At 66.8% G+C, this 12,527-nt stretch carries 14 protein-coding genes; 7 read left to right on the plus strand and 7 right to left on the minus strand.

What is annotated here, in order from left to right:
- Window position 1 precedes the first annotated feature (1 nt).
- Window positions 2-1,477, plus strand: coding sequence for a flavin-containing monooxygenase (locus tag NC4_RS19895; protein WP_067540527.1), 1,476 nt, complete (start codon window positions 2-4; stop codon window positions 1,475-1,477).
- 113 nt (window positions 1,478-1,590) lie between these two features.
- On the opposite strand, the gene NC4_RS19900 is transcribed toward NC4_RS19895, so the two are convergent.
- The 4 genes from NC4_RS19900 to NC4_RS19910 all read right to left on the minus strand — a co-directional run bounded on the left by NC4_RS19900 (window position 1,591) and on the right by NC4_RS19910 (window position 3,860).
- Window positions 1,591-2,598, minus strand: coding sequence for an FUSC family protein (locus NC4_RS19900; RefSeq protein ID WP_067540530.1), 1,008 nt, complete (start codon window positions 2,596-2,598; stop codon window positions 1,591-1,593).
- A gap of 95 nt (window positions 2,599-2,693) precedes the next feature.
- Window positions 2,694-3,335, minus strand: a complete 642-nt coding sequence (locus NC4_RS19905) for a disulfide bond formation protein B (RefSeq protein WP_084529435.1) — start codon at window positions 3,333-3,335, stop codon at window positions 2,694-2,696.
- Window positions 3,336-3,346: 11 nt separating this feature from the next.
- Window positions 3,347-3,508 (minus strand): hypothetical protein, encoded by a 162-nt coding sequence (locus tag NC4_RS40335; protein WP_157554924.1) that lies wholly within the window; start codon window positions 3,506-3,508, stop codon window positions 3,347-3,349.
- A gap of 4 nt (window positions 3,509-3,512) precedes the next feature.
- Entirely contained in the window at window positions 3,513-3,860 is a 348-nt protein-coding gene (locus NC4_RS19910; protein WP_067540533.1) for an RDD family protein, read from the minus strand.
- Between the two features lie 89 nt (window positions 3,861-3,949).
- On the opposite strand from NC4_RS19910, the gene NC4_RS19915 reads away from it, so the two are divergent.
- Window positions 3,950-4,564 (plus strand): GntR family transcriptional regulator, encoded by a 615-nt coding sequence (locus NC4_RS19915; protein WP_169814836.1) that lies wholly within the window; start codon window positions 3,950-3,952, stop codon window positions 4,562-4,564.
- On the opposite strand, the gene NC4_RS19920 is transcribed toward NC4_RS19915, so the two are convergent.
- Window positions 4,520-5,299: a FadR/GntR family transcriptional regulator gene (locus tag NC4_RS19920; RefSeq protein ID WP_169814837.1), complete on the minus strand. Its 780-nt coding sequence runs from the start codon at window positions 5,297-5,299 to the stop codon at window positions 4,520-4,522. The two genes, NC4_RS19915 and NC4_RS19920, sit on opposite strands and share 45 nt — an antisense overlap.
- Before the next feature lie 100 nt (window positions 5,300-5,399).
- On the opposite strand from NC4_RS19920, the gene NC4_RS19925 reads away from it, so the two are divergent.
- A complete protein-coding gene (locus tag NC4_RS19925; RefSeq protein WP_067540539.1) occupies window positions 5,400-6,578 on the plus strand; it encodes an alpha-hydroxy-acid oxidizing protein in 1,179 nt (392 codons plus the stop codon).
- Between the two features lie 77 nt (window positions 6,579-6,655).
- Here the strand turns inward: NC4_RS19925 and NC4_RS19930 are convergent, their stop codons facing one another.
- Both NC4_RS19930 and NC4_RS19935 read right to left on the minus strand, forming a co-directional pair.
- Entirely contained in the window at window positions 6,656-7,660 is a 1,005-nt protein-coding gene (locus NC4_RS19930; RefSeq protein ID WP_067540542.1) for an amidohydrolase family protein, read from the minus strand.
- Window positions 7,661-7,788: 128 nt separating this feature from the next.
- Window positions 7,789-8,562: an SGNH/GDSL hydrolase family protein gene (locus NC4_RS19935; protein WP_157554928.1), complete on the minus strand. Its 774-nt coding sequence runs from the start codon at window positions 8,560-8,562 to the stop codon at window positions 7,789-7,791.
- A gap of 279 nt (window positions 8,563-8,841) precedes the next feature.
- Here NC4_RS19935 and NC4_RS19940 point away from each other — a divergent pair, with 279 nt between their 5' ends.
- From NC4_RS19940 to mdlC, 4 genes are all read left to right on the plus strand, one after another.
- On the plus strand, window positions 8,842-9,234 hold the full coding sequence (locus NC4_RS19940) for a hypothetical protein (RefSeq protein ID WP_067540545.1): 393 nt from the start codon (window positions 8,842-8,844) through the stop codon (window positions 9,232-9,234).
- A gap of 150 nt (window positions 9,235-9,384) precedes the next feature.
- Entirely contained in the window at window positions 9,385-9,738 is a 354-nt protein-coding gene (locus NC4_RS19945) for a hypothetical protein (RefSeq protein ID WP_067540547.1), read from the plus strand.
- 64 nt (window positions 9,739-9,802) lie between these two features.
- Complete coding sequence (locus NC4_RS19950) at window positions 9,803-10,891, plus strand: MBL fold metallo-hydrolase (protein ID WP_157554931.1); 1,089 nt, start codon at window positions 9,803-9,805, stop codon at window positions 10,889-10,891.
- A 31-nt stretch (window positions 10,892-10,922) separates the two neighbouring features.
- Window positions 10,923-12,524: a benzoylformate decarboxylase gene (mdlC, locus tag NC4_RS19955; RefSeq protein ID WP_067540555.1), complete on the plus strand. Its 1,602-nt coding sequence runs from the start codon at window positions 10,923-10,925 to the stop codon at window positions 12,522-12,524.
- Window positions 12,525-12,527: the final 3 nt, after the last annotated feature.

Raw genomic sequence — 12,527 nt, forward strand, 5'->3', positions numbered from 1 at the left:
TATGGCACCGCAGCACGACGTGGTGATCGTCGGAGCCGGATTCGGCGGTATGGGGGCCGCGATCCAGTTACAGCGCATGGTGATCGAGGATTTCGTCATCCTCGACCGCGAGCAGGACCTGGGCGGCACCTGGCACGTGAACCGGTATCCGGGCCTGGCCGTGGACATCGCCTCGGTCACGTACTCGTTCTCCTTCGAGCCGAATCCGTACTGGTCGCGGCTGTTCGCACCGGGCGCGGAGATCAAGCAGTACGCCGACCACATCGCGGAGAAGTACGACCTGCGCCGCCGCATGCGATTCGGCACGCCGGTCGAGAGCGCACGCTGGGATGAGGACAACCGGCAGTGGATCGTGACGCCCGCGCACGGCGACCCGATCACCGCGCGATACCTGATCACCGCGACCGGCTACCTGTCCCAGCCCCGCACGCCCGATATCGAGGGCGTGGACTCGTTCACGGGCACCGTCATTCACACCGCGAACTGGGACGACTCCTATGATCCGGCCGGACGGCGCATCGGCGTCATCGGCACCGGCGCGACCTCCGTGCAGCTGGTTCCCGAACTCGCCTGCACCGCAAGCGAACTCACGGTCTATCAGCGCACGCCGATCTGGGTGGTGCCCAAGCTCGACTTCGCCATGCCGCGCGCGGCGCAGAAACTGTTCGCACGGGTACCCGCGACACAGCGCAAAGCGCACCTGGCGAATACGGCGATGCTGGAACTGCTCATCGCGGCCGCCCTGCACTACCGGCGATTCTCGTTCCTGAACAAGACCGCCACCACCATCGCCCGCACCCACCTGCGCGCTCAGGTGCGAGACCCGCAGATACGCGAATCGCTCACGCCGCGATACGAATTCGGGTGCAAGCGCCCCACTTTCTCCAACCACTACTTCCGGACCTTCAACCGGCCGAACGTGCACCTGGAGACGACCGGCATCGCCCGGATCGAACTCGACGGCATCGTCACCGCCGACGGCCGCAAGACCGAGATCGACACCCTGGTCCTGGCCACCGGCTTCAACCTGTGGGACACCAACTTCCCCGCCATCGAGATCATCGGGCGCGAGGGCCGCAACCTCGGAAAGTGGTTGCGGGACAACCGCTTCCAAGCCTACGAAGGCTTGACGCTGCCGCACTTCCCGAACTTCCTCGGCCTGGCCAACCCGTACTCGTTCAACGTGCTGTCCTACTTCTTCACCATCGAGGAGCAGATGGCGCACATGGCGCGGCTCTTCGGCGAGATGAATGCCCGTGGCGCGCAGGTCTTCGAGATCACCGAGTCGGCCAATGACCGCTACCTCGAGCGCATGACCCGCCTCACCGGTGACGCCGTGTTCACCCTCGCCGACTGTTCATCCTCCCGCAGCTACTACTTCGACCCGCACGGCGATCCCTCCCTGGTCCGCTTCGGCGCCAACACCGCCGTCCGCAACCGCGGCCGCTTCCCCCTCGACGACTACGCCTACGAGTGAGCCCCAGCCGACGTCGGCGTGCTCGCGAACGAAACGGGCGCGTCGAATGCCGAGCCGTTCCAGCTCCGGGACCGCCTGGTGCGCTGGGATTTCCGGGGCAGAGATGGCGCGGGCTAGCCCTTCTCCGCGGCGGCGGGCAGCACAACCGGCTCGGCGAGAGGCTCGAGCAATGTCCGGCGCCGCCGGGCGCGGCCGCCGGGCGGCCACAGCAGATACCAGAAGATCACGACGATGACGCAGGCGATGGCGGTGTCGAGCAGGCGAGCGCCGAGCAGGCCCCCGCCACCCGGTCCCGCCAGCGCCAGCACGATCACCGTCACAAGCATGGTGTGCAGCAGGTAGGCCTGATCGGTCCAGCCCGGCAGCAGTGCGCCGATCACGGCCGCCACCACGACGAGAGTCCAACCGTAGGAGACGAATTCGAGTAGCGCCCAGGTCAGGAGCAGGCCGAGGATCGTGCCCGCGAACCGGTGCGCGACCCGGTATCCGATCCGGTCCTCGTTGACCCGGAAGACCAGGCACACGGTCACCGGCAGCCACCAGGAGTGCTCCGGATGGATCAGCACCGCCACCAGCGAGGCCGATCCCATGCACAGTCCCAGCCGCAGCGCGCGCAGCGGATCGGGACGCCAGGTTCGCGCCGGGGCGGATTCGTCGCTCGCCCACACCAGTTCGACCATGACGAGCGCGAGCATCGGCAAGGTGCCGAGCAGGTAGAGCCCGGCCGCCTGCCACAGCGGAACCGTCCCGCGCAGCGAGATTCCGATGGTGGTGAGGATCTGCAGTTTGAGCCCGCACAGCAGCCCCGACGGTCCGTGCGTTCCGATCAGCCCGGCGGCCAGTCCGGCGAGGGTGAGGGCCAGCACCTGCCAGGGACCGGGGCGGTGCACGAGTGCGCCGACCATGACCCCGCCCGCGCCGCCCGCCATCGTGGCCAGCAGCCGGGGCAGTCGGCGCGGCGCGGGTTCGTCGCAGTCGGCGTTGATCGTGCACAGCCCGCCGACCACAGGCAGCGCGGCTCCCGGGCCGCCGAGGAGCAGGCTCGTCATCAGCCCGACGGTCAAGGCCACCGCGCCGCGGGCGGTGCGCGCGGGTGGGAGGTCAGTGATCAGCCTGTGCACGAGTTCTGCTCCTGTCGTGGGTGTTTCGGAAATGGCGCGGCCGGGCTCTGCCGAGCCCGGCCGCGGTGCCGGTGGGTTGGGCGGTGTGGTCCGGATCAGCCGAAGAACAGCTGCCACAGTTCGTAGGAGTCCGGCCGGTGCGGCAGCAGCGGGTGCAGTCCCTGCTCGAAGACCATGCAGATCAAGTTGGTCACCAGGAAGGCCCCGAAGATCCACAGCGTGGCGCGGGACCAACCGCCGAAACGCACCTCGCCGGGCACGAAGTACTTGGAGCACAACAGCATCAGGCCCGAGACGAGGGTGGCGAGCATGAAGGTGATCCACGCCCAGGTGTAGGTGTGCAGCCCGAGCACAATGCCGCCCATGCCCAGATCGTTGACGTGCAGCAGCACGTGCCGGACCGAGATCATGGATGCGAGCAGACTCGCCACCACGGAGAACCCGTAGCCGGTGGCGAAGTCGGAGCCGGTGATGCGACCGAATGCCCGGGCGCGCAACAGGATCCACATCGGCCCCAGTGCCGACAGCATCATGCCGACGCGCTCCATCATGCACAGCGGGCACGGGTACTCGTGCAGGCCGAACTGCATGAAGTAGCCGCCGAACAGGACGCCGCACATGCCGAGCACATAGACGTGGGGAAAGACGATCCCGATCCAGCGACCCCACGCGGGTCCCCGGTCGGTCGCCGCGGCCGACCGCGGCGAAACTGCTTGTGCCATATCGGTGATTGCCATGTCGGTGCTCCTCAGAAGCGCAGCGGGGTGAACAGGGTGTGCGAGTGCACCAGGAAGGTGATCAGCACCGTCGCCAGGGTGAGCAGGCCCATTCCGGTCAGCACACGCATGGTGGGGCGGGAGACGCAGAGGAAGAAGGTGGCGACCATCAGCGCCAGGACAAGGGATTCCATGGGTTCAGTCCTCTTCCGAATCGATGCGAATCAGGCCGTCCGGGGTGATGCCCGCGGCGAGACGGCCGAGGGTGCGGCCGCGCAGTCCCAGGAAGTAGACGATCGCGACGACGATGGTGACGAGCCCGGTCCAGACCATTCCTCCGGGCCACACCACCTGGATCTGCTGTAGTCCGTGCGAGTCCTTCCACAATCGGGTGGCGGACTCCGCGGCCTCGCCGAGCGCGATCGCCGACAGCACGAACCACACCGAGACGAGGATCAGCACGTCGACCACCGCAGCGGCGAATTTCCGGCCGCCGCTTGCGGCTGGTCCCCGCGCGATGTCCGGGGCGGACGCAATGGCATCCATAGGTTTCTTCCTCCTCAGGCGCTAGTTGCATCTATCTTATATCTAAGATAAATACATCCTATTACTCGCCTCTCATGCAAGATAGATGCATGACAGTCGCCGTGGATCGCGCCTACGAATGGACCAAGGAACGCCTGCTCGACGGCACCTTCGCCGATGGCGAGCTGTTATCGGAAGGGCAGGTGGCACAGGAACTGGGGATCTCACGCACACCCGTTCGGGAGGCGTTCCTGCGCCTGCAGGCGGAATCGTTCCTCAGGCTCTACCCCAAGCGCGGGGCGCTGGTCGTGCCGGTGAGCCTGACCGAGGCACGGGAACTGAGCCAGGCGCGGACCACGATCGAGGAATTCGCCCTGCGCGCGGTCGCGCATCGCGGCGACGCCGAACTCGCCGAACTCGGGAAGGAACTCACGGCCAAGGCGGACGCCGCCGGTTCAGCCACCGGCAACGCCCGTATGCAGGCGATCCTGGACTTCCATCGCACCCTCGTCGCCGCGGCGGGCAACTCGGTCGTCACCGACATGTACCGCGGATTGTCCGAGCGCATGCTGCGCCTGGTCGCCGCGGCCTTGAATTCCTACGACCCGGTGCGGGACGCGGAGGAGCACCGCGAGCTGGCCGAGCTGGTCGGGACCGGTCAGGTAGCCGCGGCAGTGGAGCTACTGCGGCGTCATATCACCGGGAGTTTCGGCCGATTCGGCTGAATCCGATTCGTCGCGGTAGATGTCCAGATTCCGGCGCAGTGCGGCCTCGGCCGCGTCCGGGTCGCCCGCTTCGATCGCGGCGAGGATGGCCCGATGGTGTTCGCAGGATCGCGTGAACACCGTGGGCCAATCGCCCGGACTCGCGACCGCCGTCGCCATCTGGCGGACGAAGACCTCCTGCAGTCCCTCCATGAGGTAGGTCAGCAGCGAATTGCCCGCCGCTCCGGCCAGAGCCACATGGAAGCGGGCGTCGAGTTCGGTGTAGTGCTCCTGGTCGTCGGCGGCGGCTTCCATCGCATCGATCAGTTCGTGCAGCGCGGCGAGCTGTTCGGGGGTGCGGTGCAATGCCGCTCCACGCACGGCGAAGGTCTCGAGCGCGTACCGGGTCTGCATGACGTCGCGCACCGAGAAGTGGCCCAGTGCCAGGTACAAGCGCAATAGGCGGGACACCATGCGGCCGGGTCGGTCGCTGATCATGGAACCGCCCGCGGCCCCGACGCCGGTGCGGACCGTGATGATGTCCATGGCCTCGAGCACGCGCAGCGCCTCGCGCAGCGAAGGGCGGCTGACGTTGAGGGTCTCGCTGAGCTGACGTTCGTTCGGCAGTCGATCGCCCGGGCGGATGCGGCCCTCGACGATGAGATCCTCCAGTTGTTCCAGCACCACCTCGAAGGCGCGCTGCTTGCGGATGGGCTGGAACAGGGCCGCGGTGTCGGTCGGCTCACTCTCGGTCACCTTGACAAGCCTAGTGCCACGGAGAGTAAGTTGGTTTGTGCATCCTTTGGTAAGACCAAAAGACCAACAAACCATTTCTCCATATTTCAGGAGCCTCACAATGACCGAAAAGCTGCTGAGCCGCTACGGCGACTACCAGTTCGAGATCTACCGCGGCGGCAACCGCGGACGCCTGCCCAAACAGCCCTTCGACTTCCCCAGCCTGGAACGCAAAGCGCGGGAAGCGCTTCCGTCGTGGGTGCTGTCCTATGTCGCGGGCGGCTGCGGCGACGAGAACACCCAGCGCGGCAATGTCGAGGCGTTCCAGAACTACGGCCTGGTCCCCCGCATGGGCAACACCAGCACCGAACGCGACATGTCCATCGAATTCCTCGGCCGCCGGCTGCCCTCCCCGCTCATGACCGCCCCGATTGGCGTGATCGGCATCTGCTCCCAGGACTTCCGCGGCGACCTCGCCGTCTGCCGGGCCTCCGCGCGCACCGGCGTGCCGACCATCCAGTCCACACTGTCCATCGATCCGATGGAGGACCTGGCGGTCGCCTGCGGCGACACCCCGAAGTACTTCTCGCTGTACGCGCCCAAGAACCGCGACCTGGCGCTGAGCTTCATCCGCCGCGCCGAGCAGGCGGGCTACGAGGCCATCATCGTCACCATGGACACCTGGGTGCTGGGCTGGCGTCCGCGCGACCTGCAGATCGCCAACTTCCCGCAGCTGCGCGGCTACTGCCTGTCCAACTACTTCACCGACGAGAACTTCCTGAAGCTGCTCGACAAGAAACCCGAGGACGATATCGAGGCCGCCACCGCCGAATGGGCCAACCAGTTCGCCACTCCGGTGGACTGGGCGGACCTGAAGTGGATGCGCGAGGCCACCGACCTGCCCATCCTGGTCAAGGGCGTCAGCCATCCCGAGGACGTCAAGCGCGCCATCGACATGGGCGTCAATGGCATCTACTGCTCCAATCACGGCGGCCGCCAAGCCAATGGCGGCGTGCCCAACCTCGAGGTCCTCGCCGACGTCGTCGAAGCCTCCGGCGACCTGCCGGTCATCTTCGACTCCGGCATCCGCAGCGGCACCGACATCGTCAAAGCCCTGGCCCTCGGCGCCACCGCCGTCGCCGTCGGCCGCCCCTACGCCTACGCCCTCGCCGTCGGCGGCGAGGACGGCGTCGTGCAGCTGCTCCGCTCCATGCTGGCCGAGGCCGACCTGCTCATGGCCGTCGACGGCTACCCGAGCATCGAGGCACTGCGCGCCGGAGGACTACGCCGGGTGCGCTGACAGAAACCCATCGCCGCCGATCGGGCCCCAGCGGTTAAGGGTCAACCGGCGACCACCACTGCCCGCGGCCGTCTCACTCACGAGGCGGCTGCGGGCAGTGCGGGGGCGAGGCGGAACAGCCGGGCGGCGTTCTCGCCCTTGATCGCGACACCCTCCGCGGGGCGGAGGGTGTCGATCAGGTCGAGGTTGCCTTTCATCGATCCCGACAGGTGCGGGTAGTCGCTGCCGAACAGGAGGTGGTCCGTGCCGAAGACCTCCGCCGCGAGCCGGAGTTGTTCGGGCCCATAGGCGATGGCGTCGGCGTAGACGCGGCGGGCATAGGTGCTCGGGAGCTCGGAGGTGACGAGCCGGGCCGCCTTGTAGTAGCGGCTGGCCGCGTCGAGTCTCCCCATGAGGTAGGGCAGGGTACCGCCCGCATGACTGCCGATTATCGTCAGCTTCGAGTATCGATCAAGGAAACCGTCGTAGATCATCCTCGCCACCGCGAGCGTGGTGTCGAAGGGGAAGCCGACGCTGAACACCAGGTTGAATCTGTCGATGTCCATGTCCGCCACGCCGGGCGGGGTCGTGGGATGGACCAGCACCGGCAGCTCCCGCTCATCGATGACCTGCCAGATCGGGGCGAAGAGCTTGTCGGTGAGCGAAACTCCTTCGATATTGGCCAGCACCATGACACCGGCCGCGCCGAGCGCACAGGCCCTCTCGAGTTCCTCGACCGCGCGCGCCGGATACTGCCACGGCAGTGTCGCGAGAAATCCGATGCGATCCGGTCGGGCTCGATGCTGTGCGGCCATGTCGTCGTTGATCAGGCGGGCCGCCTGGGTGCTGACCTCTTCGCCACCCCAATAGGCGCTCGGGCACGTCAAGGAGACCAGGGCCAGATCGACCCCCGCCGCGTCCATGTCGGCGATACGCGCGTCATAGTCGAACATCTGGGGTGTAAGGACCACGAATGCCGTCGAAGCCTTGTAGATCGCGCGATTGTCACCCGGAAAATCGCCGAGGCTGTAGGTCCCGCTCTTGGCAACCAGTAGGTCGAGCCATTTCTCGCTCATCATGTGGGTGTGGACATCGATGATCATGCGGGCCCTCCTTCGGGTTCGGGGATCGGATCTACCAGCAACTATCGGGGCCGAACGGATGGTCGACAAATGCCTATCCCGGGGCGGGGCATACTGAACCGGCATAGCCCGCGCACCCTCGTGAGCGCTCAGCCTCGAACCGCATCCATGATCAGTGAGGCGACATACGATTGCCCGATCGCGTTGGGGTGCAGTGGAACCGAGACATAGGGCGGGTTGACCCACTGGAGGCCGGGCGGCTGGCACATATCGTGGCCGGTCACACCGCCCGGGTCGGCGAACAACGCCGAATGATCCGCGGCGACGGACCGCAACATCGCGTTGAGCGCGACACCGCCGCCCGCCGGAAATCCCCAGCAGCCGGGGCCGGTCGGCGGTGTGGCGGGCATGTAGCCGCTCACCACCACCGTCGCCCGCGGCGAGCGCTGATGGATCCCGTCCAGCACGGCCCCGATCTTCGCCGCCGCCACCGCAAGGGTGCTCGGGAAGGGGTTGTCGAAGCCGATGTCGTTGAAGCCGATGGTGATCGTCACCAGATCGGTGTCCGGAGTCAGCGCGTCGAACTGCGGCGGCATCCACATCAACGGCGCGGTCTGCGGATTCCACATGGCGTCCGTGGTGGCGAAACTGCAAGTGACATAAACGAATTCGCCCACCCCGAGGCCCCGCGCCACATCCGAGGGATAGTTGTCCGACGACCGGCCGCACAGGGGTGAGGCGTCGAACTCCAACAGGCCGAGCGACCCCACCGCGGCCGCCGAATCCCCCAGCGCCACATAACGATGGAATCCGCCGGACACCGGCTGAGCCGTCGCGGCCTTCGCGCCATACCCCGCCAGCACGGCGACCACCAGTGCGGCGACCGCGGCGAAGGAAGCCGTCCGAGATCGGGAAACCACCATGGCGAGCACCTTCTCTCTCAAATCGATTGCGATGTCGAATGGAGCGGCGAACCACGCGCGAGCGCTGACATCGTATTCCTCGTCCCCGTCGATGCCAACGAACACCCGGGGCCGATTCGACCGGTATGCGATATCGGCATAGGAGTCACGCGAATCAGCATTGGCCGTGCACAACCGCGGAATGCGCTAATCGAAGGCGCACAGAGGAGCGGTAGCCTGCACAATAGTTCCTGGCTCGACGCTCCGCGAATCCTCGACCACCGAGAGAAGAGGACGATCATGCGCACAGGCTTGCTCCGCCGATCCGGATCCGTGCTTGCCACGTTCTGCCTGTTGGGTCTCGGCGCGCCTTCGGCCCACTCCCAGGAACTGCAGACGCTGCGCATGCGGATCACGAATATCGGGACGTGTGACACCACGGTGTTGGAAGCCGAGCACGGGCAGCCGACGACGCTCAATATCGCCACCGACAATATCTATTATCCCGTGATGTTCTACGCGCCGACGCTGAACATCCAGCAGTCGGTGAACACCACCGGGGTTTGGACCGTCACCGATATCTACCTCGGTGACGACCTCCCGGCGGGGGATATTCCATTCACGATCACCGGGACATGGCTCACCGGCAGCGGCACCGACACGTTGTGCAATGGCGTCATTCAATCGCACTGAGCGGACGGTCGATCCGAGCCACTGCGGGCGGGATATGCGGGTACGGCATAGCGATTGGCGTGTATAGGTATTTGTCGGCGTTTCCAGGCGGGCCGATTCTTGCATGTAGATCCCCATTTGGATCATTGGCCCTTCGAGAAAGGATCCGTCATGTCGCTGATCAAGAAGACCTCCGCGGCTACGGCCGTTGTCGCCGCCGTCATCGTTCCCGTCGCGCTGTGCGGCGCCGCCTCGGCCGCGACGCCGCCCGGCAATTCCGTGGAAATCGCCTGGGGCACGAGTAATTCCGGTGGCACCCCGGGTGCGTTGAGCGTCGCCGGTGATATCGACGGCTGCACCGGTGCCATCGGCGTCACCTCGGCCGGGGTCACCGGGACCGAGTCCGGCGGTCCGGCCTGCCTGCGCCCCAACGGTTCGGCCGCGGCCGCGGTCGATTGGCCGAACGGACAGCGGTCGGCGGTCGGCGGCGACTGGTCGTTCACGCTGCCGGGCGCCGACTCCTAGACCACCCTCCACTCGGCAGAGGAGTCGCCTCATGTGCCTGGACAACACTTTCGGTCGGCGATCGATGCTAGCGTCCGGGCTGGCCGCCGCGGCGTTTCTCGGACTGACCGCCTGCGATTCGACCAAGGGCAAGGACGCGGCAAGCGGTTCGGCCGCGTCCTCCTCGGTCCCGAAGACCGGCGTGCACCTGAACACGCTCGGCACCGAAGCAGGACCGCCACCCAGCGCCAAGAGTGTCGGTATCTCCTCGGCCCTGGTCGTGGACGGCAAGGTGTACGTCATCGACTGCAGCCGGTCCTCGGTGACGCAATTCGCCAAGGCGGGACTGGCATTCGGAGATCTGGCGGGCATCTTCCTGACCCACTTGCACGCCGATCACATCGCGGATTACTACAACTACTTCCTGCTGGGCGGGTGGCTGCTCCAACCCGACGCACCCGGATTCCGCCCGGTGCCGGCGTACGGCCCGGGTTCGGCGGGCGGGCTGCCGCACAGGGAGGGCGGCGGCAGCGCGCCCGTGGTGGCACCATCCGATCCCACACCCGGAACCGTCACTCTCACAAACAAACTCACCGAGGCCTACGCCTACAGCATGAACATCTTCGCCCGCGATGCCTGGCTGGCGGACCCGAATAGTCTCATGGCCGTGCACGATATCGAGCTGCCGCCGGTGGGGGCGGATTGGAACAACACCTCGCCGACTATGAGCCCGTTTCCGGTCATGGCGGACGACCGGGTCAAGGTGAGCGCCACGCTGGTGCGCCATGACGACGTCTTCCCGGCGTTCGCGTTCCGCTTCGACCTCGACGGCGGCAAGTCGGTGACCTTCTCGGGCGATACCGTCAAGAGCGACAACCTCATCACGCTCGCACATGGCACCGACCTGCTGGTGCACGAGGCGATCTTCGATATCCCGGCGCATCCGGAGGCATCCGCGACGCCCGGCACGATGCCCGCGGACTACATGCAGCGATCCCACACCTCGGCACGCGAGGTCGGCGAGGTCGCGCAGGCCGCGGACGCGCAGCGGTTGGTGATCAGCCACTACGTTCCGGGGACCCCCGAATCGGAATGGGTGTCACGGATCCGTTCCGGTGGTTACACCCGGGACACCACCGTCGCCGCCGATCTGCAGACCTTCGAGGTGAAATAGGCCCACCGAACTCGGGAGAGAGTGAGCGCGGATGACACCGCTGAATCGGACCGTGCGCCGGGCCACCCACGAGGTACTGCGGGCGCACGGCATGACGACGTTCTTCGGTAATCCCGGTTCCAACGAGCTGCCGTTTCTCCAGAACTTCCCGGAGGACTTCCGATACATCCTCGCGATCCACGAGGGCGCGGGACTCGCCATGGCCGACGGATACGCGCAGGCGAGCGGCAAACCGGTACTGGTCAGCCTGCATTCGGCGTCCGGGGTGGGGCAGGCCATGGGGAATCTGGTCAATTCCGCCGCGGCGGGCACCCCGCTGGTCATCATGAGCGGGCAGCAGGCGCGCCCGCTGCTCACCATGGAGGGCATGCTCACCAACCGGGATGCCACCACTTTGCCCCGGCCACTGGTCAAATGGAGTTTCGAGGCGCCGTCTCCCCAGTCGGTGCCCGCGGTCATGGCGCGTGCCATCGCCTGTGCCACCACCGCACCCACGGGCCCGGTCTATGTCTCTGTGCCGCTGTCGGATTGGAGCGAACCCGCAGACGCCGTCAACCAGCACTTCCTCGTGGATCGCCAAATCGCCGGGCACCCACAGGCTTCCGATATCGCCCTGGCCGAACTGGCGCGCCGTCTGGACGCCGCCCATCATCCCGTGCTGGTACTCGGCCCCGACGTCGATGCCCGCCGCGGCTGGGACGACGCGGTCGCGCTGGCCGAAAAGGCCGGGCTGCCGGTGATATTCGGCAGCGACGAATATCACCGGATCTCGTTCCCGACCGACCATCCCTGCTATCGCGGCACTCTCGGCAAGACCGTCGAGCAGGTCCGCGAACAACTCGCCCCCTTCGATCTCATCGCCTGGATCGGCGGCCCCGCCCTGCCCTACCACGCCTGGACGCCGGGCGGCTACCTGCCTCCGCGCACCACATTGACCCTGGTGACGGCCGACCCCGACCAGGCCGCCCGTGCCCCGATGGGTGATGCCATCATCGGCGACCCCGCCGACGCGCTCGCCCGCCTCGCCGGATTGGTGACCACCGATCGGCCACTGCCCCAACGGGTTTCCCACGACGGCACCGACAGCGCGGGCTTCGACGAAGACCGGATCGCGCGGATCCTCGCCCGGGAGCGGCCCGCCGAGGCGGCCTGGGCGTCCGAGGCCCCCTCGATGGGAGCCTGGTGGGACACCATCCCGATCGACCGGCCCAACAGCTACTTCTACGCCGCGGCCAGCGGACTCGGATACGGTCTCCCGGCCGCCATCGGCGTCGCCCTCGCCCAACCGGACCGTCCGGTCATCGCCCTGATCGGGGACGGGGCGGCCAACTACAGCATCACCGGACTGTGGACGGCCGCCCAACACCACCTCGACATCACCTTCGTCATCATCCGCAACGGCACCTACCAGGTGCTGGTGGATTTCGGCTCGTTCCTGAAGACGCCCGACCTGCCCGGGCTCACCCTGCCCGATATCGATTTCGTATCGGTCGCCGCGGGTTACGGTGTGCCCGGTGAAAGCGTCTCCGACGCGGACGCCTTCACCGCTGCCCTGCGACGCTGCTTCACCACCCCGGGTCCCCACTTGATCCAGGCCGAGATCGATGCCGCACCCAGCGGCATGTTCGCCTGAGTG

It is taken from the genome of Nocardia crassostreae, from assembly GCF_001613405.1.
Classification (GTDB): Bacteria; Actinomycetota; Actinomycetes; order Mycobacteriales; family Mycobacteriaceae; genus Nocardia; species Nocardia crassostreae.